We start from the raw sequence: 26040 nt of genomic DNA on the forward strand, positions 1-26040 counted from the left end.
AGGAGGCTGAAGCCAATATGTTAGAAAACTATTTTACGGTAAAGCGTGAAGGCAGTAAAGAAATCATCATTCAGAAATCCCGATTCATTGGATATGTGAAGCGCTGTGAAACAGAGGAAGCCGCGCAGGAATTTATTGCTTCGATAAAAAAGAAACACGCCGATGCTAATCACAATTGTTCCGCTTATATGATCGGAGAACAGAATCTTATTCAAAAAGCGCACGATGACGGAGAACCGAGCGGCACAGCTGGCGTTCCAATGCTCGAAGTATTAAAGAAAAAAGAGTTAAAAGATACTGCCGTTGTAGTGACTCGTTATTTCGGAGGCACCAAGCTTGGGACAGGCGGACTCATCCGCGCTTATTCCTCTACCGTCTCTGAAGCAATAAATGAGACTGGAATCGTGGAAAGACAAAAGGTTCATATGATGAAAGTGAAAGCGGACTATACTCTGCTTGGGAAACTTGAAAATGAAATTCGCAACTCCCATTTTCACCTATCTTCCATTGAATATTTGGAGCATGTGGAGATTTATACTGACGTAATAAGCGGGGAAGAGGATGAATTCACTTCATGGATCACTGATTTAACAAGCGGACAGGCTGAAATTGAGCCGTTGGATTATTCTTATAGGGAAACAATTATTTAAATGAATTATCTATTTTAGGTTTGGCGGGTCTCCAATTCGTCTAATACTGTAGGTGTATGTTTTTTTACATCTTAGGCAGGATTACTGCATGAATTAGGAGGCTCTTATAGAGTTATGGCAAACGAAGAAAGAAAAGAATTAGAACGATCATTAAAGCCTCATTGGGTATGGGCCATTGCCTTTGGTTCAGCGATAGGCTGGGGAGCATTCGTGCTGCCAACAGATTGGATTAGTCAAGCAGGGCCAGTCGGTGTCATCATTGGCATACTATTAGGTGCTGCTTTAATGATGGTTATAGGGGTAAGCTACGGTTTCTTAATTGAAAAATTTCCGGTTACAGGCGGAGAATTCGCCTATGCGTATATAGGTTTCGGACGCCTGTTTGCTTTTATTGCCGGCTGGTTTCTCACCTTAGGCTACACCTGTATTGTAGCGCTGAATGCTTCAGCACTCTCTTTGCTTGCTAAGTTTTTATTTCCCGATCTAGTCAAGCAAGGGTATATGTATACAGTAGCAGGCTATGACGTGTATTTCGTCCAAATACTAATCGCTAGTTTAGCTCTTATCATTTTTGCTTTATTAAATATTCGCGGTGCCAGTTTTTCAGGACGAACGCAATTTGTATTTAGTCTCATCTTGATTCTGGGAATTCTGTTGTTAGGAATCGGAGCGATCTTCTCAGATGGCCCAAGCCTGTCCAACCTGGAACCAGGATTTACTCCAGATAAATCAGCGATTGCCTCCATTTTAACGATTCTCGCAATCGCACCATTCGCCTATGTCGGTTTCGATAACATTCCGCAGGCGGCCGAAGAATTTAACTTTGAATCTAAGAAAGCGTTCGGATTAATTATCTGGTCTCTGCTCGCCGCAGGTCTTGCTTATGCAGCCATGATTACGATTACTGCAAGTACTATGCCTTGGCAGCAGCTGCTTGCGCAAACCCAGAATTCCGTGTGGGGGACTGGAGATGCGATCCAGAGCTACTTAGGAAAAGCCGGCGTATTCATTATCGCCATTGCCGTTATGATGGGAATCTTCACCGGTCTGAACGGATTTTATATTTCTTCCAGCCGGTTAACGTTTGCGATGGGACGTGCTCGGATTCTCCCTGATGCTTTCAGAAAGCTTCATAGTAAATACAACACTCCGTATGTAGGAATCTTATTTACGATGGCTCTTTGCCTCGTTGCTCCATGGTTCGGAAGACAAGCTCTGCTTTGGGTTGTGGATATGTCCTCGACCGGAGTAGCCATTGCTTACTTCTTCTGTACTGCCACGGCTTATAAGTTCTTTAAGTGGTCTGAAGGACAGCCGAGTAAGCACGCATCAACCCAGACTTCTCCCGGCAGAAAGCTGCTTTCTTTAATTGGGATGATCAGCTCGATAGGTTTCTTGCTCTTACTTCTCGTTCCTCAATCCCCTGCATCGCTAGGCAAAGAATCTTACATTGCCCTTGGGATCTGGATCTTGATCGGAGCAGTATTCTACCTGGCTAATCGTAAACGGTACACTTCTTATGATAGAAAAGAAATGAACTATCTCATTTTGGCAAAAGAAGAAATCGATTAATTCGTTAGTGCCATGGGATAACATCAGTCCTAATTTAAAAAAGATTGTGCCATTAAAAAACGTTGGACGGAAGGGCAAAGATTTGGACCCGGCGTAAATTTCATTAAAAAAACCCGAACCATTGATTTGGTTCGGGTTTTCTAATGTGTTAAGTTGCCCTGGTGCAGCTTTTTTTTAATTATTCATTTCCTGCTACGACAGCTAAATTACTTTCATTGATCTCATCAAGAGATTGACTGCCGGTAATCATCCACTTTTCCTTGTCAAGATTATAAGTGAACTGATACTTGAAATCTTCTTCCCCAGATTCCGTATTCACATTTTCAGGGTCACGATCGGCAGAGTAATAAGCTTTATCAAACGTCAGCGCAGCATCTACAGAGGCTTGGAAATTATCTTTTCCTTCTTTAGAGAATCCAATGCTGTCCCTGTCAATGGCCACCTTAGCTACATCCCCTTTAAATTGCAGGTTGTTTGCTTGCAGCAGAGACAAAGATTCTTTGGCACTGTCGATATAGTCCTCATTCTGTATTCGAGTGAAAACCTCAGCATCTTGATTTTTCTGGGCTTTTACCCATTGATTGGCGTGTTCAGCTACGGCTGCCCCTAGATCATCTTCCAGCGTTTTCTTTAAATAATTCTCGGTAACAGCCGGACTCAAACCTTTAAAAGACATCTTTACCGTTTCTCCGTCTTGCATGGAATATGTATTAATTTCAACGTCGGTAACATGAGGAGTGCCTTTCTGGTTATAGCTTCCTGTCAACGTATGCTTCCCTGGAATCAGCCCTTTAAGTACATAATCCTTCTTTTCTTTCAGTGTACTTACTTTCTGATCGTCCACGTACAGATCTACGTTTGGTAAGTTCGCTGTTACACTCACACTCGCAGGACTCAGGACGAAGTGGTAATCAGGGAAAAACAGCCATTTTTTTCCGTGTTTTTCCAAAGTTAAATATCGACCTTCTAATGCTGCTTGATTACCATTCTTAATATGACTGACGAGTGACACCATTGCTTCACGGTTTTCATGATAATAGTCAATGAGTGATTCTGCTTCATTCTTGGTAAACGTTTGATCTTTACCTGGAAAAACAATTAAATCGGTAAGTTTTGCTGCATCACTGTTATTCACAGCCTTTTCCAATGCCTTCGTTGTATAAGCTGGAGAAGTAATCTTCTGAAGAATAAACCAGCCAGTAATTAAGAGAGCAACAATCAAAACGGCAGTAATAAAAATCGTAAAAATTCTCTTCCAATCTCGTTTCTTATACTGCTCGGAGTCTTCTTCTGCATCATAATCATAATCCGGTTGCGAGGCGTTCATCCAGTCTCCCTGGTTTCTCGCAAAATCAGCCGGCTGCTTTTTTACTTTTCTTTCTTCTTGTTTCTTTGTCTGCTGAGGCGCATTGCAAAACGGACACTCCTCAGCATCTGGATAAATAAGATTTCCGCATTTTTCACACTTTTTCATTCTATCCCCCCAGTTTCCACTTTCCAACTATATATTACCATATTCGACAAAGAAACAGGACAAATGACTCACAATTGGCCAAGAAAAAACCCACTTTAGAAGTGGGCAGAAATAGTGTTCACTTATTAATATTTATTAAAAATGCTCGAATCTCTTCTTTACTCATTCCTAATTTCTTTGCTTCCTTCACCAAATCCACCCATTCAGCATCCAGTAATTCCTTCTTCAACTGAGTTGTCAATGAATGATCCCTCCATCATTCATCCTTAGCAGCTCGGCAGTCTTAACTCTACTAATGTAGACAAAAGAAGGAGTTGAAGACCCGTAGTTTTGCGTCCTTACCTTTCGATAAGTTTGCCTTTAAATAAGGAATGGAATAAAAACTTAGAATACTCTGTAAATTAGTATCTTTATTTTACTGGATAATGAATGAAATGTATAGCTTTTTTTTGAAATTATTCTTCTTCAATACGATAATTTGTGTGGGCAACTACTGTTCGTTCGAATTCAAAATCAATATCCTCAAGATTTTCCATAATCGTCAAGTCCACAATGACAGATCTTTGACACTGGCTGGGAATAACTTTTCCTCTGAAAACCATGTCATCTCTCTCAAAGCTTACAATTTGTCCTGGATTTGCAATTCGATCATCTGGTTGTATCATGATAAGAATCCACCCTTTACAAAGTAATGATTATCCTAAACGCTGTATAATTTCATTAATAGCCACATTCGTATTCTCTACTAATCCGTTATCCACACGATTAATGATTGAAGCTAGTATTTCTTTCAATTCTTCATTTGTACACACATACTTCATCCTTTATATATAATTTGTATTTTAATAAAATTATATTTACAGAATATAATACTTCATACGACATAAAAATACAAGTGTTAACAACTACCCTGATATACTTAATAATAAACATGAAAATTACATTCTATTAAAATAGTAAAGCCGTGACAGGAATACCCATCACGGCGGCAGACCCACTGCTATTTTTCATTCATATCTTTCACCATATTATGAACTTTCATGACTTCCTCATCAGGAATGATCAGGTAATAAATTCCATCAATCGTTTTGGCATGACCGCTCATTTCATAGGAGGTTACATCCTTCCGTGTTGACCGGTAATTTAAAAATAGGTTCTTCATATCGGAGAATTCCATATTGGTTTTTACATTGTTTCCAAGGACATCCAGTACGGAACTAATTTTGTTCACTGACCCTACACTGGCACCTTTATCAATGATCGCCTGAATGACTTTACGCTGGCGCTCATTACGGCCAAAGTCTCCTCTCGGATCAAGGTGGCGCATGCGGACATACCCCATAGCTTGTGCCCCATTCAAAGTAAGTTCGCCTTTTTTATAATGATACCCTTTTTTATAGTAGCCTTCATCGTACCAGTCGATCTCATTGTTGACAGTAATCCCACCAACAGCATCCACCATTTCTGCCAGGCCTTCCATATTGATCTTCACATAATAATCCAGATCAATATTCAGGAAATTTTCCACAGTCTGGATGGACATATCAGTGCCGCCAAATGCATACGCATGGTTAATCTTGTCCGTAGTGCCATGACCGACAATTTTAGTTCGGGTATCTCGTGGTATGCTGATGAGCTGCATCTTATCTTTAGAAGGATCAAGACTCATGACCATCAGCGCATCGGAGCGTCCAACGTCATTCTCTCGTTCATCAACTCCAAGCAGCAAAATATTTAGAGGTTTCTTTTCCTTCATTTTCTTTTTCGTCACGTTCGTTTCAATAGATTTCACCGATTTATGAATATCAGTCTGTACGGTTTGTTTAGCATCATTGTATATAGACAACGCATAAGCTCCACCTGCCAGGCCAAGAAGCACAATCGTTGCTACTAAAACCTTTAACCATGTTCTTGATTTTTTCTTTTGTTTCTTTCTGTCTTTTCTACTCGCCATTTTCACACCTCTACCAATAATAGTTTCATCGTACACTTTAACTAATATACCATATTTTTTCAAAGTTCAAGTTGATTCTACCATTTATTCAGGTTGTATTTCTGTTTTGTTTTTCCCACCTATAGGATCATAGATTTTCTTTAAATGCTTATGAACGTAAAGCGTAATCGGATCCATATTGGCCTGACTGCATGTAAAACGATAGTAGGGTTCACCGTCTATTTCCTTATCCATAGAAGCAGAATAAGAACAGGAGAAACCTGTCATACGGCTTTCTACATAATGCTTGGCTTCTTCAGGAGTAACTTTCAGGGCTTGTTCCGGAGTCTGGTTATCCACAGGGGCGTCTGCAGGAGTTTCTTCATTTTTAATAAAAACCCTACTCACAGCAGGGAGCACAGCAAAAAATGACAAGACAATGAGCGTTCCGCTAACGTAGAGGAACGTACTTCTTCTTTTCTGATTCATAATTCCACTAATCAGCGCGATAAAGGTAAGAGTCAGTAAAACAGCAGTTAAGTACGGCATACTCCTTCACCCTCTCATACTATTAGACGGTATCAAAACCCGAAAGTTTCACTTTTTAACTAAAAAATTGATTGGAATTAAACTTCATTATATTGGTATTTGATCATAAACAAAAGAAGTTCGTCCATCTAATTCGGTCCCTCTACTTGAATAAAACTGCGACGATCTCGACACGAAAAAAGCATGACCTCTGTAAATGGTCATGCTTTCTCGTCATCTTATAACCTGGCAAGAAACCAGGGATTTCTTAAATTCTCTTTATTGTAAACTAAAGGTTCAGAGGAATCAGCTACTTCCACTTTGCCCCCTGCCGCTTCAACAATCGCTTGTCCTGCTCCTGTATCCCATTCCATCGTTGGAGCATATCTCGGATAATAATGAGCTGAACCCTCAGCGACTAAACAAAGCTTTAGTGAACTTCCTGCACTCAGCGTTTCTACATCATGCCCCTGATCCTTGATCTCCTGGATAAACGTCTTCGTTTCCTCCGACATATGAGAACGACTAGCCACTACTTTCACTTGAGCTGAAGATTGGCTGATCGGGATGGCTTGTGCTTCCCTTCTAAACTCTTCAAGACTGGCAAGCTGACCCGCCTTCTTTGAAAACTGAGTCATTTTGAAAGCACCCTGTTTTTTATCCCCATAGTACATCGTATCCAATACCGGTGCATAAATAATACCTGTTGCTGGATGCCCGTCCTTGATTTTCGCTATATTGACGGTGAATTCCCCGTTTTTCTTAACGAATTCCTTAGTACCGTCCAAAGGATCAATTAGCCAAAATTTATTCCATTGCGACCGCTCTTCATAAGACTGATGATTTCCTTCCTCGCTTAAGATAGGAGTATCTGGTTCCAATTCTCTTAAGGCACGCACTAGGATGTTATGGGACGCTTGATCGGCTTCTGTTAATGGGGATTCATCTGCTTTATAGTCTACCTCAAAGTCGGTATTGTAAATTTTCATAATGTCTCCGCCTGCTTCATAAGCAGCCTGGATCGCTTTCCACATCTTCAACTCCTCCTCTATCCTCTTGTAAAAAAAAGCATTGATTAGAAAATCAACGCTTTTTTTAATATATTGTCTAAGTTAAATCTTCAGCTATACAGTCCCAGCTTGGCTTTGCTAACCGTTTAGATCAGTCGGTTATCTTTAAGGTGATTCATAATATGTTCCACAGATTCTTCCAGCGTCATTTTGTCTGTTTCAATCACGATTTCCGGGTTGTAAGGCTCTTCATATGGAGCATCAATACCAGTGAATCCTTTGATTTCTCCCGCTCGCGCCTTTTCATAAAGACCTTTTGGATCACGTTTCTCACATTCTTCCAGAGAACATTTCACATAGACTTCAATAAAATCGCCTTCGTCCATAATCTCACGAACGTGGTCACGATCTTCACGATAAGGAGAAATAAACGCTGTCAGCGTCACTAATCCGGCATCACTCATAAGCTTAGCCACTTCTCCCACACGACGGATGTTTTCCGTACGATCCTCAGGGCTAAAGCCTAAGTTATTATTCAAACCGTGACGTACGTTATCTCCATCTAAACGATACGTGTGCGCACCATATTCATAGAGCGCTTTTTCCAGCTCTACGGATACGGTTGATTTCCCTGAACCCGACAGTCCTGTAAACCATAGAACCGGGCTTTTGTGGTCTTTTTGTTTTTGACGATCTTCCTTTGTTACTTTTGAATTATGCCATGTAATATTACTGGATTTCATTAGTAAACCTCCTACATATAAATCATATAAACAACGGATATGGCGGTAACCATAACAATTAACGTTAGTGGTAATCCTGTGCGGACATAATCTTTAAAATGGTAGCCTCCAGGGCCATAGACGATCAAATTGGTCTGGTAGCCAATCGGTGATAAGAAACTTGCTGATGCCGCAATCGCCACGAGGACGGCCATGCCAATCGGTTCAATGCCTGCCGCTGACGCCACTTCATATCCAATCGGAAACATAATGACGGCAGCAGCATTATTAGTAATCAGCTCTGTGAATATGTTCGTCATGATATAGATTGAAGCAAGAATTGCCAGTCCTCCAAGAGGGGCGAGCGCATGAACAATTTGACTTCCAATCCATCCGGCAGTCCCGGTCTCCGTAATCACATTTCCGATCCCAAGTGCACTAGCAATGAGTAACAGGACTTGAAACTGAACGGAGTTTCTCGCTTCATGGGGAGAAATAACTTTTGCAATAAATAGTATACCAACAGCAATGACCATAGCTTTAAAGATGGACAGCAGCTGAAAGGTGACAAGGGCGATCATACTTAGCAGCACAATCAGAGCAATCCAGCCCTTCGATTCACTTTCATAAAACTTCTGTTCCTCAATGGGAGAAGTGGTATAAAAGTCACTGTGATCCACTTGCTGATCAAAATCCGCTCCGGTAACGAGTAACAGCAGGTCACCGGCTTTAGGTGTAATATCGCCGATTTTTCCTTTGACTCGCTCATCGTTACGGTGTACAGCCATAACTGCTGCTTTATATTTTTCACGAAAACGGCTCTGCTTAATCGTTTTCCCAACCAGGCTGGACTGGTGAGACACCACCGCTTCAACGAGCTGCGTCCCGTTTTGCTGAATATCATTCATGGAAAGATCTGTACCGGTATCGAGCTCCAGTCCCTTCCGCTTCTGCAAGTCAGCGATCGTCGAAAGCATGCCGGTAAACAACAGCCGGTCTCCGGCAAGAATTCTCGTCTGGCCGGTAACCGGAGTGATCCGGCTGGAACCTCGGATAATCTCTATTAAATAAAGACCTTTTAAGTTACGAAGTTTCGCTTCTTCTACTGTTTGATTTTGATAAGGGAAATCCTTGGTAACGACCATTTCACTCAAATAGTCTTTGGTGTTCTCCTTCACCTTTTCAATCAGACTTTGGTTATTAGGCAACACACGCGGACCCGCGGCAATTAAATAAATCAGTCCAAGAATGGTGATCGGGATCCCCACCCAGGCTAATTGAAAAAAAGAAAAACCTTGGGAATCGGTATCGAGCAGCAATCCATGCACGACTAAGTTCGTGGAGGTCCCCATTAACGTGATCGTTCCTCCCAAAATCGCTGCATACGATAGCGGAATTAAGAATTTCGAAGGGGAAATATTGTGATCTGAAGCCCATTTTCGAATAATCGGCGTAAGCGTAACGACAATCGGAGTATTATTTAAAAAAGCTGAGAAAGCGGCAATTGGAACGAGTAACCGGACCAAGGCGCCACGCTCCGATTTTGATTTAGCCAAAAACGTCCCCACGAGTCTTTCTACTAAACCGCTTCTTTCAAAAACTCCGGCAACGATGAATAATAGTGCAACAGTGAGCATACCTTCATTTGAAAAACCAGACAAAGCTTGTTCAGGTGTCACATAACCCATCATTAAGAAAAAGAAAAGTGTAAAGAATACAATTAAATCTGGTCGGGCTATTTCAAAGAATAACCCGACCAGCATCAAAACGATAGCTATGATCACGACGATCATGGGAGCTGTCATTTATTGGTCACCTCTAGTTCTGTTTCATTCCTTTAATAAGGACATCAGCCACTTCCGGGCGAGAGAATTCTTTTGGAGGACGTTCTCCCTTGCGCAATAATTCTCTTACTTTCGTACCACTGAGGTGTACATGATTTTCTTTATCGTGTGGACATGTCTTAGCAGAAGCCATGTTTTCACAAACTTTGCAATAGAAAGCATGTTCAAACTTAAAGATGCCAATGCCCAGCTCATCTTCTACTTCTTCAATCAGTTTCTGTGCATCATAGGTGCCATAATAATCACCGACACCCGCGTGGTCGCGGCCGACAATAAAGTGAGTACAGCCATAATTCTTACGTACCGTTGCATGAAGGATCGCTTCTCGTGGACCAGCATAGCGCATAGCCGCTGGATAAATAACTAAGCGAACACGGTCTTCCGGATAGTAGTTTTTCAAAATGACTTGATAACTTTCCATTCTTACATCCGCAGGGATATCGTCTGACTTCGTTTCCCCAACAAGCGGGTTTAACAATAGTCCATCTACAGCTTCAAGTGCCGTTTTCTGGATATGTTCATGTGCTCTGTGAACAGGGTTACGCGTCTGAAAACCAACAATGGTTTTCCAGCCTAAGTCCGCAAACAATTGACGAGTTTCTGCCGGGTCTAAATAGAAATCTTTAAATTCTCCGTGGTCTGGACGGTTAAGCAGGGTAATCGGCCCACCTAAATAGACACTGCCTTTTTCATAGACTTTCTTCACGCCTGGGTGAGCTTCTTCTTGTGTACCATACACATTCTTCGCTTCAAGATCTTTGTCATACGTATATTTTTCTTCGACTGTTAGTGTTCCGTAAACCACCTGATCTTCACCAGTTAAGGCAATCTTTTCTCCTATAGAGAAACGTTTCGCTTCTTCTTCGCTTACTGGTAAAGTAATGGGGATGCTCCACACAACTCCATTAGCAAGGCGCATATCTTTTACAACGCTTGTGTAGTCCTTCTCGTTCATGAAGCCTGTTAACGGGCTGAACCCTCCGATTCCGATTAATTCAAGATCTGAAATCGTCCATTTAGAAATCGTTAAGCTTTGCAGGGATTTCGCTTCTTCACGTGCTTTTGAAGAGTCATCCATACGATTAATTAATTCTCCGCCGTGAGGCTTGATTGCTTCGTGTTTTAATGTCATTACCATATCTATACCTCCAAAAAATTTATTTATGATTGTTATTTAAATTCCAACTGAGGGTCTTCCGATGGAATGGTACTGGACCCCGTACTTCTGCATTTCCTGTAAATTAAAGCAGTTTCGGCCATCAAACAAGACCGGGTTTTTCAATTGCTCATTAAACTTCTCCAGAGGATATTCTTTAATATCCTTCCAGTCCGTCATGATCACAGCAAAGTCCATGTCTTCCAGTGTCTCATCAATGGAATCTTTATAAACTGTGGCTCCCGGTAAGTACACTCTTGCATTCTCTGCTGCAATAGGATCATACGCATACACTTCGGCTCCAGAATCCACAAGTTCGCGAATGACTTTGATGGACGGAGCGTCACGCATATCATCTGTATTCGGTTTGAATGCAAGTCCGAGAACTCCGACTTTTTTATTCGTCAGATCAGGAACGAATTCCTTAATTTTATCCACAATGATTCTTTGCTGTTTTTCATTGGTATCAATGACGCTCTTAATAATCGCCATATCGCAGTCTACACTATTCCCAATTGATAATAAAGCATTGGTATCCTTAGGGAAACAGGATCCGCCGTAGCCGACACCCGCATTCAGGAATTTCTCACCGATACGCTGATCCATTCCCATTCCCTTCGAAACGTTCTCAATATTGGCTCCTAAGCGTTCACACAAGTTCCCAAGTTCATTAATAAAGCTGATTTTGGTCGCTAGAAAAGCATTAGATGCGTATTTAATCATCTCTGCACTGCGGAGATCGGTTGCGAGGATAGGAAGTTCAAAGTCTGCGTAAATCTGCTTCACGCGATTTAATGATTCTTCATCCTCTGATCCAATCACAATTCGATCCCCATGAAAGGTGTCATGAATGGCTGAACCTTCTCTTAGGAATTCCGGGTTGGAAACTACACTGACTTTGTAGTCCTCCTGTAAATGCTGGGTGATCGTTCTCTTTACGTGTTCATTGGTCCCTACAGGAACCGTACTTTTCGTAATCACGATCATATCTCTGCGCATTGACTCTGCGATACTTTTACACGCGTTATTTAAGTATTGTAAGTCTGCTGATCCGTTTTTTGATTGCGGAGTTCCTACAGCAATAAATACGAACTCATTATCGGCAAGTCCTTCTTCATAACTGGAAGTGAAAAACAAGCGATTACGATCAATATTCCGTTTCATCATCTCATCAAGGCCCGGCTCATAAATGGGTGAAATTCCATCTCTCATGGACTGTACTTTCTTTTCATCAATGTCTAAGCACGTAACTTCGTGACCGATTTCTGACAAGCAAACTCCTGTAACTAAGCCAACATAACCTGTTCCTATAACAGATATTTTCATACAATCACCTAACTTTACCGATTTAATTGGTCAAGCTTACTTAATAATAACTGGCGAACGTCTTCCTTCAAATCATCACGATTTAAGGCAAAATCAATAGTAGCATCAATAAAACCCAGTTTATTCCCAATATCATAGCGTCTGCCTTTAAAGTTATAGGCCACTACTTTCTGGCGCTGATTGAGCTGCTTAATCGCGTCAGTCAATTGGATTTCGTCCCCTTTGCCTGGAGCAAGGGTTTCTAGAATTTCAAAAATTTCCGGACGAAGTACATAACGACCCATAATGGCCATGCGGGAAGGTGCATCTTCTTTGTTCGGTTTTTCAACGAGATCGACAATTTCTATGGTGTCATTCGTTAAATCCTCACCGGCTCCCGGGGTTACGACTCCATACTTAGAAACAGAGTCTTCATCCACTTCCTGAACACCCACGACAGAAGCTTCCGTTTCTTCATACACTTCCATCAGCTGCTGCAGGCAGGGCTTGTCTGCTTCGACAATATCGTCTCCTAAAAGGATCGCAAACGGCTCATTACCGATGAATCGGCTCGCACAGGAGATCGCATGACCAAGACCTTTTTGTTCCTTTTGGCGAATATAGTGAATGTTTGCAAGCCCGGAAATGTCCTGGACCTGCTCTAACAATTCATGCTTTCCTTTTTCGTAGAGCTTTTCTTCCAGCTCATAAGATTTATCAAAATGGTCTTCAATTGCCCGCTTGCCGCGGCCGGACACAATGATGATGTCTTCAATTCCTGATGCTACTGCTTCTTCAACGATATACTGAATCGTTGGTTTATCTACAATCGGCAGCATTTCTTTAGGTTGTGCCTTCGTGGCCGGTAAAAACCGTGTGCCAAGTCCAGCTGCCGGGATAATTGCCTTACGTACCTTCATCTAACCCGCTCCTTCAATAATTGGTTACAGTTTATCACACTTACGCATTAAAAACCTAGTAAACTACTATGAAATCATTAGGATTCATTTATAAAATTCTCTATAATGGAAAACATTTTTTGCTTTCCAGATTGAAAGGGCAGCGGATCGAATGCATCGCTCTCGGAGATGACCTCCGCTAAGCTCTCCCCTTCATTCCACGAGAGAATATGTCCTTGCTTTAAGAACACATCCACCAATTCAAGCTGATGATCATCATTATGTTCCCCGTGCTTTTTCAGACGGGCAACTGCAATGACTCTTTTGCCTTTTTTCAAGCCAGTGATGACTGATCCTGTTCCTGCATGCGTAATGATCAGCCGTGCACGGTCAAACAAGTCGTCCATTTCTTCATAGCTGACAAAGGGCTTCAGTGTCATGTAGTCACTCTGGTACTTCGTATTTCCGCTTTGCACAATAATCTCGTCTTCGATTACTCCCGATTGTTTCAGTTCTTCTACTTCCTCAAGCAATCGAGTGAAGGGCAGCTCATGAGTTCCTAATACGACGAAAATCAATAGATAGACCCCCCGTAAATGGCTTTAGGATAAATCTCTTTCATGGATTCCCATTGAACGATAAACAAATCAGCAATCGGATAAACCATGCGGCCGGCAAGTGTCGGGCTCGAAGACTTTGCAAAGCTTTCAATGAATATCACTTTTTTTCTAAAGAGCTTCGCAATGTAGCACATAGGCACAGAAGTATGAACGCCTGTGGTAATAATAACATCAGGACGCTCTCTTAAGAAAATGAACAACGACTTAATAATATTGTAAGAAAACTTAAAGATATAACGAAACGGGTAGTTCCTTGCTCCATACACTAAGAACGAAACAGGGTATTTGTCTTTAAGTTTCCTGGTAATCTCAGATTTCTCTGTTACTAAATGGTAATCATACTGCTTAAATAATGGTTCCAGCTGGAGGAGTTGGGTGAGATGTCCCCCGATGGAGGAAATCAGCAATAACTTTTTTTTCTTCATTTAATTCGCTCCGATCTTCTGATAAATCTCCTGAAGACGATCTACTAATACTTCCTGATCATTCTCACGGGCTCTCTTCTCTCCATTGTTGATCAACAGTTGCTGCAGATTCTTATCTTGAATGACTTTTTCAATCCCTTCTGCTAATGCCCCTGCATCTTTAGGATGAACTAGAACTCCGTGGTCATTCTGAAGTAAATAGGATAATCCGCCAACATCTGTACCAATGACCGGTGTATGACAAGACATAGCCTCTACCGCTACCAGTCCGAATCCTTCAATATGGGAAGGCAGAACGAAGGCATCTGCGGCAGACATCCATAAGGCAACCTCTTCCTGAGGCTTACCTCCTTGAAAATAAACATCTTTAATATTCTCTCGTTCAATGATTTCTTTCATTTGATTTAGAAAGACTTCTTGTTTCGGACTTCCTACTAAATGCAATTCCAGCGTCTCAATTTTTTGCTTAGCCTGCTTATAAGCGGAAAGAAGCTCAAGCATTCCTTTAGCTTCAATAATGTTACCCACAAAGAGGAGCTGCTGCTTATCATCAGATAGTCCTAATCTCTCCTTCGCTTCCGTCTGAGGGACCGGGGCGAAAATTTCTCGATTCACACCCATACTCATCAAGCTGATTTTAGAAGGATTCACGCCAAACTCCTGGATCATTTCTTCCCGGAGCGCTTCTCCTACAGCAATGACATGATCTGCCTGGAGCAGGATACTCTTCGTTTGTTTATAAATAAACGGGCTTTTTTTAGGCATCTTATCGATGTCCCCGCCATGAGCGGTAACCACCAGTTTCGTTCCGAACAGTTTCTTAAACCATAAGCCGAACAGGCCGCTTGGAAAAACGTAATGCACATGAACCAAGTTGTATGTTTTCCCTTTCATCAGCAGTACCGATAAAATTCGGAGCATCCACTTGAGATACTTTCTTAGAACGTTCTTTTTTCCCATTCGAGGGTCTTTCACGGCAGCTACATCGATATTCATACTGCGCTGCCGCAAAGACTCTACCTGATTCTTTACAAAAATACCAAAAGTTGAACTAATCTTCCCCGGGTACATATTGGTAATGACTAATATATTTTTCTTATCCTTCGTCATCATTCCACCTCACTCTTTTTTAAAAGCTTGAGTTGACTCACTAGAATGCAGCAAATAGGCAAGCATTGGGAAGAAGAATAAGGTAAACACGTCTAACTCCCAAACATTATAAACACATCCAGCTACAAAGGCACCAAGAAGCACACTCATCATCAAGTAAGAGAAATGAGGAGATTTATTCCGCTGTTTCCAAATTAGATACAGCATGTTGAGCAAATAGATGGCAAACAGGATAACACCAATCGTTCCCGTTTGGACAATGACCTGAATATATTGATTGTCCGAGTAAAATTCCCTGTCAATATTATATTCGTCGTAAATGGGTGAGCCATATGAGAGAGTTGCGGAATCCCCAAATGTTGCAAAGCCTGTCCCAATTATTGGATGTTCAGGATAGATGGAAAAGCCTTTTTTAATAATAAATAACCGTCCGGAACGCTGGCTTCCTTCAATAAAGTTTTCATCAAAGGTGCCCTTCATTCGATTTTTGAAGCTTCCTTCACTGTCATCGAACTGATTTTGCTTGGCCCGCTGATGGGAACCAAAATTGGTTTTCTCCATGTAATTGGTTGCAAAGTTTGACGGCAGTCCTACCAAGACAATTCCTAAGGCTAGAGTAATCACCCAGTTGAGAAGAACTTTCCAATTCTTCATAAAGGCTACATAAAGAAGCATAGCGATTGTAAATGCAATCCAAGTCCCTCTGGAGTAAGTTAAGAACCACACTCCCATTAGCAGTACAAGACCGACGTTCACAGCCCAAACAGCTTTCGTCTTTTCTATTAATTGGTCCTTTAAATAGAGAACCGTGATAAATGCAAAGGATAAGAAAGCCGCAAGCATATTCGGATTCCCAATTAATCCATAGATACGAATTCTATTCTTAGCAGAGAGTGACATGTCCTCCCAGCTTTGCGGAAGCAGCAATCCTCTTAGAGAGAGCTTTTCAATTAAACCGTGGATACAGATCACAATCGTGACGAAAAAGACCGTCCAAGCAACCTTTCTGATATCCTCTTTGGTTATATCGAGACGCTTTACAATGTAGAAAAGCAAATAGAAAATCATTAGCGCACGTGCTTCAAAAATAATGGCCGTTACAGAAACACCGGTTAAATATGCTGAAATGGCACCGACGATGATAAAACCGAAGTAAGCCAGTTCAAACCAATGAAAATGGAATAATGATTTGATATTCTTTCGATTCATGTAAGCAATCTTCAGCACTAAGAAGATGGTGATGATGTCCCCGATACCTTTTAGACTAGGGTTAAATTCTAATAGAAACGGCCGGACTGGATAATATAAAAAGAGTAATGCCAGGGCACTTTTTGTATTCCATAAAGCATAAATACCAAATCCGAGCGTGATCACAAGTCCTACGACTGCATTGTCAAAAATTCCGCCGATCAGGAAGGCAAGAACGGATATCGGAATAAAAAGTAACTGAGAAAATTTAAACGGCATCTTGGGTCACCTTCCTTACAAAAACGATTGTTGCTAACTTACTATTCTTTCTCCACTCCAACATATTGATGTATCCTCCAGTATCTTAAGTATTTCTATTTTTATCGCCTGCTCCCTATTTAAATAGCCTTTCCTGGTACATCTGTTTTTTCTGAGGGTAGTTTCTGTAAACCGCCCACAAAAGTGTAACCGTCCGGTTCGCTTGTTTAAATAGGGAAGCGTAGGGGTAGTTCTTCTTTCTTAACGTATCAAACTCTTCTATAAATGCTTGAGGGGATAGCTGAATAAACCCTTCAGCGGCGTGAACAGAAGAATCCTTTACTAAGTTCGCTTTCAGGCGATTTAATTCGAGGAAGCCGTCAAACGCAATGACTTGAGACTCGAACATGTCAATGGCTTGTTTCTTTGTGTCGTAAGTTGACGAAATGTCTATTACACAGTTTATTTCATTCGGAGGTATTGGGCAATTGATTTCATACAATCGTATTATTACATCCTTTTTTTGCCATTTCTTCAACGTATCAGCTAGGAGGGCTGTCGTCGCCGTGTGATCGGGATGGGCATCCACGAATGGAGTGCAGTAGATTAGGTCCGGGTCGATTTGTTCCAGCAAGTTTAACAATTTCTGCTGAGAAAGCTCATTACTCTCTACATGACCATCCGGCAAATCCATATAATGAATTTGTTCCATGTTAAGAACGGTATTAACCTTCTCCATTTCGAGCTTCCGCCTCCTGCTTAGCTCTTCCTTAGGTAAATCACTTTCACTGCTCGCTCCATCTGTACTGAAAATACAGTGAACTTCTGCTCCTGCTTCCACGTGTCTGCGGATCGTCCCGCCTAATCCAATGGTTTCATCATCCATATGCGGAGCAAGAACGACCACTTTCTGGAAAGAGCCTAGCTCGCTCAGAGTGAGATTCCTCTGGTAATGATTTTTTAATACTGCTTTGGTAATGGGGTTAATTACTGGTTCCCCAGCATGCATAAGAGTTTTCTTTAGATTCATCGGTTTATTTCTCCTTGCTCTTTGATTTGTTAAAGAATCGATTCAAGAATATTTGGATCGTTTCTACTTTTAATAAGAAGACACATGCCGTATAAATAACCGCACCAACGACAGTGACGACTATAATCTGCAGAAGGTTTCCAAGGCCTGACATCAAGTGCAGGGCACCATAGGCAAACAGAGACATAACGGCAACGGCTGCCATAATTTTCAAATATTCTTTCCCAATCATATTTAAATTTAATCCATCCACAAGTTTTAGAAAAATGATAAAACAGGCGCCTACATAAAACACCGCCATCACGGATGAAGCTAATGGAATCCCGAGATAGCCCATAAAGGAGGTGAACAAATAATTCAGACCAGCGTTCAGCAGTATAGCAAGACCGCCAACCATCATGATTAGATGACCCTTCTTCATCGTGTAAAAACCTTTGTTAATCACGTTATGGAGACTAAAAAAGATCACAGAGCCGAAGTATAGAAACCCTACTTGACTGGTCGCTTTCGTAGCTTCTGCTGTGAACTGCCCCCGCTGATAGAGCAGCTCTACGATATTTGGGAGAACGAGCATCATTCCTACCACGGCTGGAAGTAGAATGAAGAACATCGTAGTCAATCCTTGCTCAATCCCTTTTTTAAACAGCGCCTTGTCATTGCTGGCATTTGCTTTGGAAAGAATCGGAAAGATGATCGTCCCGATGGTCACTCCAAATATTGCTTGAGGGAAATGGACTAAATTCTTCGCATAGTTTACGTAAGTTACGGCCCCTTCTTTAAAGTAACTGGCAAAGATGTTATCGACTGCTAAATTAATTTGACCGACGGCAACAGTTAAAGCAACAGGGATAAAGATAATATAAAACTCTTTCACCTCTGGCCAATCGAGCTTCCATTTAATCTTAGGGATCTTTCGTTTCCATAATAGGGCGAGTTTAAATACTAATGAAAGAACAGCTCCCACTAAGTACCCATAAGCAAGTGCATACACTCCGTATTGATCAGCAAAAAAGACCGCGCCAAAGATCAAGCCAAAGATCACGATGATTTGTGAAACCATCGATAGTGAAAACTTATTTTCAGCATCAAACAACGCCTCTAACACGGCATTCATTCCAATAAAGAAAATAGCAGCAAAATAGATGGAAGTTACCAGAATAGCAATGTGTTCGGCTTCCGGTCTGAAGTCAGGAAATAAAAGCGGGATATAGAACTTAGAGAGGCCTGCTCCTAAGACCGAAATGATAAAACTGATTATGATCGTTCCACTATAGACTTGGTTCAAATGATGCTTGTCTCGTTGTTTTTCCAGCGCTTCTATGTAACTGGGAACTAGAGCATTCTTCATGCCCGTTGTGAAGAACAGAATAATCATGTTAGGAATGATAAATGCCGCTAAATAGGCATCAGCTACATAACTGTCCCCAAAGTAATAGGCAATTACGATATCTCGTACCATTCCTGATATTTTTAATAACAATGTAGCCAGCAGAAATAATGCACTAGCTAAACCTAATTTCGATTTCACAAATAGGACCTCTTTCACTTCTAAATTCTTTTGTTACGCCACCTGCAATATTATAACATTTCTCGTCCTTGCAAAAGACAATTTCTACAAAATAAACCCCTATTCCTAGACTGGAATAAGGGTTTATTTGTTTTCTATTGTAGAATTTAGTTATTTCTTGACACGTTCCAGCTCTGACTTAGACGTATAGCCATTATTTCCTTTGACTTCTCTTGTTTCTTTGATGAGCCCTAAATCTTTGGCATAGTAATCGGTCACGACCGTTTTATTACCAGAACTTTCACTGGTTAATGTTTGTCTGACTACAACCACATGATCAAAGGATTTATAAGGTACTTTCACTTTCTTATCAGTGTTGATAACTTCCCACTGCTCTTTAATGCCTTTCCCCTTCTTATTCATATTCACAATGTTAACTGGGGGCTCATATGGGTCATAGGAGTCTAATTGATTCTTCGTGCTCTCTGGACTCTGTTCCTGATAAACAATGGAGGCACCATCAGACGTCCACTTCAGGATTTGGAGAGTTACAATATCTCCAAACTTTACTACTCGTTGAACAAGCGTATTATTTACTGCCACGGTGTTATAGGTCAGTTCATACTCTTCGTCCTGAACGAACGTTTTTTCTAACCCTTCTTTAGGGCGGTACTGGTTAAAGCCTTTATTTAAGTCCTGCTTAGGTTCTTTCTCCTGATTAGAGGAATTAGACTTACCATCCTCTGTCTGACTTTTATCGTCTGAGTTATTAGAGGACGTTCCATCAGTGGTATCCTGGTCTGCCGATTGCCCCTCTGAATCATCATTTGCTGTATCGTCGCTGGAATTCTTGTCTGCATCACTTGATTTGTCATCAGTATTCGTTTCTTTATCGTCTGCAGTATCTTGAGCGGACTGTTCATCCTGACCGGAGGCATCCGTTTGATCCTGTGATGATTCCAGATTTTCAGGAGATGCTTGATCGTTTGAGCAGGCTGCTAGTAAACAGACCATAATGATTCCCCAAAGCCATAGATGTTTCATATATTCTTACCTCCCAGTCCTCTTTACTTAAGATAACTTGCTGTGTTGTGGATGATCTTGTCACTAAGAACCCCGCCCACTACGCGTAAGTTTTCTACTGCATTTGTTTTGCCGTACTGAGTTAATAAACTTTTCGTCGCCGGATCTATGTTTCTTCCAATTAATACGAGTGGAGCATGGTATTTAACTGCCAGCGAAGACGCGGTCAGGGCATCTGGGAATTTACGCCCGGTAGCTGCAAGCACATAGGAAGAGTGGATATCACTCTGGAAGTAATCCAATACTTTTTCCTGTGTTTGATAACGCTGGGTACCCGCAAGACGAATCACATGATCCTTGCCGTTTCGTTCAATAAGCTGATCCTCAATCTTAGAAGATACAACTCCTGTACCTCCAACAATAGCAAGCATTTTAGAATCTGTATAGGCTAAACTTTGATCATCCATCTTGTCATCGGTTAGGACAATTGCCCAATCGTTAATTGCAGCAACTGGAGCCGCTCCTAAAGCATCTGGAAAGCTTGTACTGGATGCGACGATCGCTCCATCTACATGATCCAGTTGAGCATTAATTTTTTGATTGGTTCCAATGCGGTCTTCTCCTGCAATTCGATCAACTTTATATCCTTTAGACTTTAAAGTGCTTTCAATGTTCGTACTGATCGCATTTGGCCCGCCTAAGAGGATAACTCGCTTCGTACCTAATCGATTAATTTCATTAACAACCTCAGGACGCATTTCGTCTGAAGCGGTCAGCAGGATTGGTGCATTTCCCAGCTGGGCAGCAAGCGGTCCTGCAGATAGCGCGTCAGCATGAGTAGACGCTGTGGATAGCAGTACGGTTTTCTCAGAATGACTGCTTGGGAATCCATTTGGATAAAGCTCTTTCGATACTTCTACAGCTGTTTTTTCCCGATCGTTGGATGCTACTTTCTTGGTGTTGAATTGAAAGGAGTCTTTCTCTGAATTGTTCCAGACGGTGGAACCATTATCGGAATTGACTACTTTCGTATTATCCCACTGTTTAGCATAATCCACTGCGGGTGCTTCATGATAGAACTCTTTTAATGTACCTTTAGATTGATGTTTAACTTGAAACTTCTTCGTTAAGTAGTTGGTCCAGAGTACTTCGTCTGTTTCTGTATTCACGACTGCTGTGTGCTTCCATTTCTTTGCATAACTGATTGCCGTGTCTGCTTGATAACCTTTAAACAAGACGCCATTAGATGGATGGACAACTGTGTACTTTCTTGGCAGGTAGTTGGACCAAAGAATTTCTCCTGTTTGATTATCTACAACTCTCGTGTGTTTCCATGATTTTGAATATTCTAAGGCATCTGCTTCTGTATAGAATAATTGATTAATAGAAGCATTCGAGGAATGGTAGACGCCATACCGTTTAGATAAGTTATTGTAAATACGTTTTTGGCTGATTTTATCAAGTACGTAAACATTTTCTTTAGATTTTGCAAAATCAATCGCGGCGTCTTTGTCATGGAAAATTTCCAGACGATTATTCTGGTAGTCATACACTTCATATACGGAGAAATATTTATCTACCGCATCTCCTACCGCATCCGCAAATTGCTGTTGAAAGCTATTTGACTTAATTAACTTCTCTTCTTGCGGGTTAGACATGTAACCCAATTCAAGTAAAGCTGATGGCATTTGGGCATTACGAGTTACATAGAGATCATTACCTGTAATTCCCTGCGGTCCCTCCGTCATTGAAACATCATTTAAAACTTCACTATGAATAAGATTCGCCAGCCGCTTGCTTTCTGGTGAATATTTAATTTGCATATCATCTGGTGGATAGGTTGGATCAATTCCATTGTCTATGTCGAAATAATAGGTTTCATACCCACGAACTCCTGGTCCGTATGGGGCTGCATTATGATGAATCGATAAAAAGATGGAATTATCATTATTACCTTCTGCCCATTTATTTGCTAATTCCATTCTATTGCGTAGGTCATTATGTACCGGTGTGCCGAAGTCTTTATCCGTTGTTCTAGTCATATGTACGGTGTATCCTCTATCTTCTAGAACATGTTGAATCTTAATTGCAGAGTCCAAATTGGCTTTCTTTTCATAGTATCCTGTCTGTACTCCTGAATACCCTGAAGTTCCTCCGTAAATTCCGCCATGACCCGGATCAAGAATAACGACTTTACCGTTGTCTTCCGCCTCAACCGGGTGGTGTACAAACGAGAAACATAAAACTGTAAACAACAACACAAAAAAGCTTTTCTTCAAAACTACTCCCCCACTCTGAAAATTTTCAACGTACCTTTAGTACATTGTTTACTATATAATAGGAAAGCCCCAATTTCTACATAATCCTACAAGATTTTCTTAAAGATAAGTCTATCGAACTAACAAAAAAAGAAGGCTTTCATTATAAGAATGAAAGCCTTCTTTTTAGAGAATCAAGAGGAATGATCCCGAAATAATAAATAGTACTCCAATAACTTTTTTCACCGTAATAACTTCCTTAAGTAAAAAGTATGACAAAACCATAGTCCAAATGTACGTAATTGAAGTTAATGGGAAAACAATCGTATAGGGTAAATAATGGAGCGTTATGATGTTTAAAATAGCTCCCGTTCCGTAAAAGCAGCCGCCAATAAATAACTGAGTAATAAAGTAACGATTCAACGCTATTCCATGGCTTGTAGCTTTTTTAAAAAAATATCCGCCAATTGCACCTAAAAGGGTAAACAAGAGAACGACTAATAACCACTTAATTGTCCCCACCCCCTATAAGCGCCGCACCGACGATAATAAGAAAGGTTCCCACGTAATTACTTTCCGTGATCGCCTCCTGCAAAATGATACTGCCTAGAAATAAAGCAAAGACATATCCAATACTTAATAGTGGATGCAGGACTGATAAGCTCCCAAAACGAAAGGAAACAATCATAAAGACCGCTCCAAAAAAATATAAAAAGAAGCCTAGAATTAATAATCCGTTAATCCCGCCCCCGGACATTTTCCAAAACATTTGTCCAAGGGCAGTCATTAACGAAGCAAAGACCATTAAAGTCATGCCTAAACGATTTTCTTTCAATGATTGCATAAATTTATTCATACTGATCTATCCGTTTCGTTTTAAATGTTAGGAAGCCGACGGCAATCATCAGGTAAAACACTAAAGAGTTTGCAAGCTGATAACGAAAATCCTGTGCAGGAATAGCTAACAGTAGGGTCATGGTATTCAAAAGAACAGGCAAAGGAATCAGCCATACTCTTAGTCCCCCTTTAAGAAATGCGGCAAATCCAGCTAGAATGATAATTGCCGTATAGACGGCAGGCCGCCACATCAATCCCCTTACATGCTCTTCTGTCGTCTTATTTACAGACAATAGAAATTCATGCAGGGAATCACTTAGCGGAGAAGCTTTTAAATGATAATCATTGGGCTGATGAATGCCTTTAGCATCGATGTTCGTATATCCTTTTTCCGGTTCATTCATTTGCCAGATGATCGATGTTTCATCAAAATAGGCAGCAAAATATAGCCCTGGATTATTTTTTAAAACGGCCGCCCATGTTTTTAAGTAATACGGAAAATCATCAAATATAACTTGAGAATGATATTCCTTTGCGAATTTAATATGGTCGGTTAGATAAGGGTTATAATTTTTCTTCCAGAGCTTAAGAGGCATGATTTCATTTAAATAATTCTCTTGCTCCGACGTTAATTGGCCATCTTCCGTAATCACCCGGGCAAATTGCTGAGTTGGAATTCCAAGTGTCTCATCCGGATCTGCAGGTGTAACATCCAGATAGTTATACAGAGGACCCGTTACAACAAAGTAAATGATGGCGACGGCTCCTACCGTAATTAAAAGCTTTTTGAGATAGGTACGATAGGCAAGAAATAACAGCACGGCCATGACGACGAAAATTGGTAAACCATTATTCCTGATAAAGCTGATGCCCAGTACCGTTACCCCTAATAAAACCATGTGCCAATTAGAGCGCAGCCAGGATCCTTGAGAAGCTACAGCGTTATACATAAGGACTGTAAACAAGAGCACAAATGAATTAAAGAGCACATCTTTCCATAGTATTACTGAATAAATTCCATTGATTGGTGATAATGCGAAAAGTATTGTAATCAGCCAAATCCACTTGCGGGGCAAGCCGCTTCTTTCTAAACTGAACATACCGTATCCAAATATTACAGCGAGAATGACAATTTGAGCTAGAGCTACCACAGCAGGAGATTCCCAAACTGAAGTAAGCAGCATCATAAACCATGTATAAATGACAGGGTGCCAATTGCTAAACTCATGAGTGTGGATCTGCCGCCAATGGGATAGCGAGTCCGGACTCATATTACCCGGGTAAAACCCTGCTAAGTAAAGCAGCCACACGGCTATACAAGGGATCGCATACAAAAGAATTTTCCAATGAGATACTTCTTTCCAATGAAGTTCTACAGAGTGATGCACAAGAAAATAGAGTGTAAAAAGAACCACGATCATTAAGGTAATGGAAACCACAATGTACACTGACGTGAGATTTAACCAAGGATTCTCTTCCAGAGCCTCCATTGACCCTTGCAGACTGACTACAAGAAAAGCAACGAACAATATCGTAAATGTCCAAACGAGCGGGCGTTTCAAAAATTGGCCGACTCGGCTGCTGTTATGAATGAATGCCTGAAAAACTCCAAAATAAAACAGGAAAAAAAGTACAAAGATAAGGCCAGTCACCCAGCCCGGGGTTTCCTCAAAAGAATGATAAAACGGAATAACTGCTGCGGTGCTTGCCAGACTTGCGATTAAACCGACAAGGATCTGTATAGATTTAAGAAATATGGTCATGGCTCTTATCTTCCTGTTTAATTCGATTTAATTCTATTTCATATTGTTTCTTAAAATTAGCTGCAACTGTGTCAAGGATTAATCCGCAGGCAAATGATAGAACGGACAAGATGATTAACCCTACAGCAAGAATGGCAGATGGAACTTTAGAAACAAAGGAGGTCTTGGCAAATTCTACAATAACCGGAATTCCCGATACTAGCCCCAGAACAAGAAATACGACAGCCCAAACAGAAAAGAACAGCATCGGCTTGTATTCTTTAAATAGCGTAAAAATCTTATTCAGTACTTTTATACCGTCACTGAAAGTATTCAACTTAGATTCGCTTCCTTCTGGACGGTCCTGATAATCAATTGGAATCTCCTTAATCAAAAACCGCTTATCCAAAGAATGAATAGTCAGCTCCGTCTCAATTTCAAACCCTGGACTCATAACAGGTGCCGACTTTACAAACAAACGATCAAATGCCCGATATCCAGTCATAATATCTTTTAAATCGCTTTTATACAAAAAGTTAATAAGGCCTCTGACCATATTATTCCCCAGGTTATGAAACTTTCGCTTATTTTCTTCTTCGTAAGTGCCATTAGACAGCCTGTCTCCGATGACAATATTCGCTTCCTGTTTTTGAAGCGGCTCTAATAATTGGTGAACGAATCGCGCTGGGTAAGTGCGATCGCCATCGACCATCACATAATAGTCAGCTTCAATTTCTCTAAACATGGAGCGCACGACATATCCTTTTCCCTGTCTTAACTCTTTCTTCACATTGGCCCCGTGCTCACGGGCAACTTCTGAAGTACGATCTTTTGAATTATTATCATATACATAAATATCGGCTTCAGGGAGCTCTTTTCTAAAATCATCAATGACTCCGCCGATGGTCTGTTCCTCATTATAACAAGGAATGAGAACCGCTACCTTCAC

General features: G+C 41.0%; 25 protein-coding genes and 1 riboswitch. Of the genes, 2 read left to right on the plus strand and 23 right to left on the minus strand.

The annotated features are described in order from the left end of the window. Positions 1–17 precede the first annotated feature (17 nt). Both Q7A53_RS14950 and Q7A53_RS14955 read left to right on the plus strand, forming a co-directional pair. Positions 18–650, plus strand: coding sequence for a YigZ family protein (locus Q7A53_RS14950; protein ID WP_411789985.1), 633 nt, complete (start codon positions 18–20; stop codon positions 648–650). A 114-nt stretch (positions 651–764) separates the two neighbouring features. After that, positions 765–2222, plus strand: a complete 1458-nt coding sequence (locus Q7A53_RS14955) for an APC family permease (protein ID WP_411789986.1) — start codon at positions 765–767, stop codon at positions 2220–2222. A gap of 178 nt (positions 2223–2400) precedes the next feature. Here the strand turns inward: Q7A53_RS14955 and Q7A53_RS14960 are convergent, their stop codons facing one another. The 23 genes from Q7A53_RS14960 to Q7A53_RS15070 form a co-directional block, all read right to left on the minus strand. Beyond that, entirely contained in the window at positions 2401–3696 is a 1296-nt protein-coding gene (locus Q7A53_RS14960) for a TcaA second domain-containing protein (protein WP_411789987.1), read from the minus strand. 118 nt (positions 3697–3814) lie between these two features. Further along, a complete protein-coding gene (locus Q7A53_RS14965; protein ID WP_411789988.1) occupies positions 3815–3937 on the minus strand; it encodes an anti-repressor SinI family protein in 123 nt (40 codons plus the stop codon). Between the two features lie 24 nt (positions 3938–3961). Next, positions 3962–4065, minus strand: a riboswitch (cyclic di-GMP riboswitch). Between the two features lie 86 nt (positions 4066–4151). Further along, positions 4152–4361 (minus strand): YkvS family protein, encoded by a 210-nt coding sequence (locus Q7A53_RS14970; protein ID WP_411789989.1) that lies wholly within the window; start codon positions 4359–4361, stop codon positions 4152–4154. A 335-nt stretch (positions 4362–4696) separates the two neighbouring features. Continuing rightward, positions 4697–5650, minus strand: coding sequence for an LCP family glycopolymer transferase (locus Q7A53_RS14975; protein ID WP_411789990.1), 954 nt, complete (start codon positions 5648–5650; stop codon positions 4697–4699). 84 nt (positions 5651–5734) lie between these two features. Further along, complete coding sequence (locus Q7A53_RS14980; protein WP_411789991.1) at positions 5735–6178, minus strand: hypothetical protein; 444 nt, start codon at positions 6176–6178, stop codon at positions 5735–5737. A 218-nt stretch (positions 6179–6396) separates the two neighbouring features. Then, positions 6397–7191, minus strand: a complete 795-nt coding sequence (gene cysQ / locus Q7A53_RS14985; protein WP_411789992.1) for a 3'(2'),5'-bisphosphate nucleotidase CysQ — start codon at positions 7189–7191, stop codon at positions 6397–6399. A 122-nt stretch (positions 7192–7313) separates the two neighbouring features. After that, a complete protein-coding gene (gene cysC, locus Q7A53_RS14990; protein WP_411789993.1) occupies positions 7314–7910 on the minus strand; it encodes an adenylyl-sulfate kinase in 597 nt (198 codons plus the stop codon). Between the two features lie 11 nt (positions 7911–7921). Then, positions 7922–9694: an SLC13 family permease gene (locus Q7A53_RS14995; protein WP_411789994.1), complete on the minus strand. Its 1773-nt coding sequence runs from the start codon at positions 9692–9694 to the stop codon at positions 7922–7924. A gap of 13 nt (positions 9695–9707) precedes the next feature. Further along, complete coding sequence (gene sat / locus Q7A53_RS15000) at positions 9708–10871, minus strand: sulfate adenylyltransferase (RefSeq protein WP_411789995.1); 1164 nt, start codon at positions 10869–10871, stop codon at positions 9708–9710. 36 nt (positions 10872–10907) lie between these two features. Beyond that, positions 10908–12215: a UDP-glucose dehydrogenase family protein gene (locus Q7A53_RS15005; RefSeq protein ID WP_411789996.1), complete on the minus strand. Its 1308-nt coding sequence runs from the start codon at positions 12213–12215 to the stop codon at positions 10908–10910. A 14-nt stretch (positions 12216–12229) separates the two neighbouring features. Then, positions 12230–13114 (minus strand): UTP--glucose-1-phosphate uridylyltransferase GalU, encoded by an 885-nt coding sequence (gene galU / locus Q7A53_RS15010; RefSeq protein WP_411789997.1) that lies wholly within the window; start codon positions 13112–13114, stop codon positions 12230–12232. Between the two features lie 77 nt (positions 13115–13191). Further along, positions 13192–13671 (minus strand): PssE/Cps14G family polysaccharide biosynthesis glycosyltransferase, encoded by a 480-nt coding sequence (pssE, locus tag Q7A53_RS15015; protein WP_411789998.1) that lies wholly within the window; start codon positions 13669–13671, stop codon positions 13192–13194. Continuing rightward, complete coding sequence (gene pssD / locus Q7A53_RS15020) at positions 13668–14138, minus strand: PssD/Cps14F family polysaccharide biosynthesis glycosyltransferase (RefSeq protein ID WP_411789999.1); 471 nt, start codon at positions 14136–14138, stop codon at positions 13668–13670. Before pssD ends, pssE begins: the two co-directional genes overlap by 4 nt. Next, on the minus strand, positions 14139–15251 hold the full coding sequence (locus Q7A53_RS15025) for a glycosyltransferase (RefSeq protein ID WP_411790000.1): 1113 nt from the start codon (positions 15249–15251) through the stop codon (positions 14139–14141). It abuts the gene before it with no gap. A gap of 6 nt (positions 15252–15257) precedes the next feature. Next, entirely contained in the window at positions 15258–16715 is a 1458-nt protein-coding gene (locus Q7A53_RS15030) for an O-antigen ligase family protein (protein ID WP_411790001.1), read from the minus strand. 115 nt (positions 16716–16830) lie between these two features. Continuing rightward, positions 16831–17724, minus strand: a complete 894-nt coding sequence (locus Q7A53_RS15035; protein WP_411790002.1) for a PIG-L deacetylase family protein — start codon at positions 17722–17724, stop codon at positions 16831–16833. Positions 17725–17728: 4 nt separating this feature from the next. After that, positions 17729–19252, minus strand: coding sequence for a murein biosynthesis integral membrane protein MurJ (murJ, locus tag Q7A53_RS15040; protein ID WP_411790003.1), 1524 nt, complete (start codon positions 19250–19252; stop codon positions 17729–17731). Positions 19253–19402: 150 nt separating this feature from the next. After that, positions 19403–20275 (minus strand): hypothetical protein, encoded by an 873-nt coding sequence (locus tag Q7A53_RS15045; RefSeq protein ID WP_411790004.1) that lies wholly within the window; start codon positions 20273–20275, stop codon positions 19403–19405. Positions 20276–20298: 23 nt separating this feature from the next. Further along, the gene (locus Q7A53_RS15050; RefSeq protein WP_411790005.1) at positions 20299–22533 is read right to left on the minus strand and encodes a cell wall-binding repeat-containing protein; all 2235 of its coding nucleotides are present in this window, start codon (positions 22531–22533) and stop codon (positions 20299–20301) included. Between the two features lie 165 nt (positions 22534–22698). Further along, on the minus strand, positions 22699–23034 hold the full coding sequence (locus Q7A53_RS15055; RefSeq protein WP_411790006.1) for an EamA family transporter: 336 nt from the start codon (positions 23032–23034) through the stop codon (positions 22699–22701). Then, on the minus strand, positions 23021–23368 hold the full coding sequence (locus Q7A53_RS15060) for an EamA family transporter (protein WP_411790007.1): 348 nt from the start codon (positions 23366–23368) through the stop codon (positions 23021–23023). Before Q7A53_RS15060 ends, Q7A53_RS15055 begins: the two co-directional genes overlap by 14 nt. Next, positions 23361–25112 (minus strand): DUF6020 family protein, encoded by a 1752-nt coding sequence (locus Q7A53_RS15065; RefSeq protein WP_411790008.1) that lies wholly within the window; start codon positions 25110–25112, stop codon positions 23361–23363. Before Q7A53_RS15065 ends, Q7A53_RS15060 begins: the two co-directional genes overlap by 8 nt. Further along, on the minus strand, positions 25096–26040 hold the full coding sequence (locus tag Q7A53_RS15070) for a glycosyltransferase family 2 protein (RefSeq protein WP_411790009.1): 945 nt from the start codon (positions 26038–26040) through the stop codon (positions 25096–25098). The genes Q7A53_RS15065 and Q7A53_RS15070 overlap by 17 nt, the downstream gene beginning before the upstream one ends.

The sequence above is a fragment of the Halobacillus rhizosphaerae genome (assembly GCF_046719735.1).
GTDB lineage: Bacteria > Bacillota > Bacilli > Bacillales > Halobacillaceae > Halobacillus_B > Halobacillus_B rhizosphaerae.

Coding starts and splice junctions, on each gene's coding strand:
- Q7A53_RS14950 (WP_411789985.1), top strand. CDS start 18: ATGTTAGAAAACTATTTTACGGTAAAGCGTGAAGGCAGTAAAGAAATC.
- Q7A53_RS14955 (WP_411789986.1), top strand. CDS start 765: ATGGCAAACGAAGAAAGAAAAGAATTAGAACGATCATTAAAGCCTCAT.
- Q7A53_RS14960 (WP_411789987.1), bottom strand. CDS start 3,696: ATGAAAAAGTGTGAAAAATGCGGAAATCTTATTTATCCAGATGCTGAG.
- Q7A53_RS14970 (WP_411789989.1), bottom strand. CDS start 4,361: ATGATACAACCAGATGATCGAATTGCAAATCCAGGACAAATTGTAAGC.
- Q7A53_RS14975 (WP_411789990.1), bottom strand. CDS start 5,650: ATGGCGAGTAGAAAAGACAGAAAGAAACAAAAGAAAAAATCAAGAACA.
- Q7A53_RS14980 (WP_411789991.1), bottom strand. CDS start 6,178: ATGCCGTACTTAACTGCTGTTTTACTGACTCTTACCTTTATCGCGCTG.
- cysQ (WP_411789992.1), bottom strand. CDS start 7,191: ATGTGGAAAGCGATCCAGGCTGCTTATGAAGCAGGCGGAGACATTATG.
- cysC (WP_411789993.1), bottom strand. CDS start 7,910: ATGAAATCCAGTAATATTACATGGCATAATTCAAAAGTAACAAAGGAA.
- Q7A53_RS14995 (WP_411789994.1), bottom strand. CDS start 9,694: ATGACAGCTCCCATGATCGTCGTGATCATAGCTATCGTTTTGATGCTG.
- sat (WP_411789995.1), bottom strand. CDS start 10,871: ATGGTAATGACATTAAAACACGAAGCAATCAAGCCTCACGGCGGAGAA.
- Q7A53_RS15005 (WP_411789996.1), bottom strand. CDS start 12,215: ATGAAAATATCTGTTATAGGAACAGGTTATGTTGGCTTAGTTACAGGA.
- galU (WP_411789997.1), bottom strand. CDS start 13,114: ATGAAGGTACGTAAGGCAATTATCCCGGCAGCTGGACTTGGCACACGG.
- pssD (WP_411789999.1), bottom strand. CDS start 14,138: ATGAAGAAAAAAAAGTTATTGCTGATTTCCTCCATCGGGGGACATCTC.
- Q7A53_RS15025 (WP_411790000.1), bottom strand. CDS start 15,251: ATGATGACGAAGGATAAGAAAAATATATTAGTCATTACCAATATGTAC.
- Q7A53_RS15030 (WP_411790001.1), bottom strand. CDS start 16,715: ATGCCGTTTAAATTTTCTCAGTTACTTTTTATTCCGATATCCGTTCTT.
- Q7A53_RS15035 (WP_411790002.1), bottom strand. CDS start 17,724: ATGAATCTAAAGAAAACTCTTATGCATGCTGGGGAACCAGTAATTAAC.
- Q7A53_RS15045 (WP_411790004.1), bottom strand. CDS start 20,275: ATGAAACATCTATGGCTTTGGGGAATCATTATGGTCTGTTTACTAGCA.
- Q7A53_RS15060 (WP_411790007.1), bottom strand. CDS start 23,368: ATGAATAAATTTATGCAATCATTGAAAGAAAATCGTTTAGGCATGACT.
- Q7A53_RS15065 (WP_411790008.1), bottom strand. CDS start 25,112: ATGACCATATTTCTTAAATCTATACAGATCCTTGTCGGTTTAATCGCA.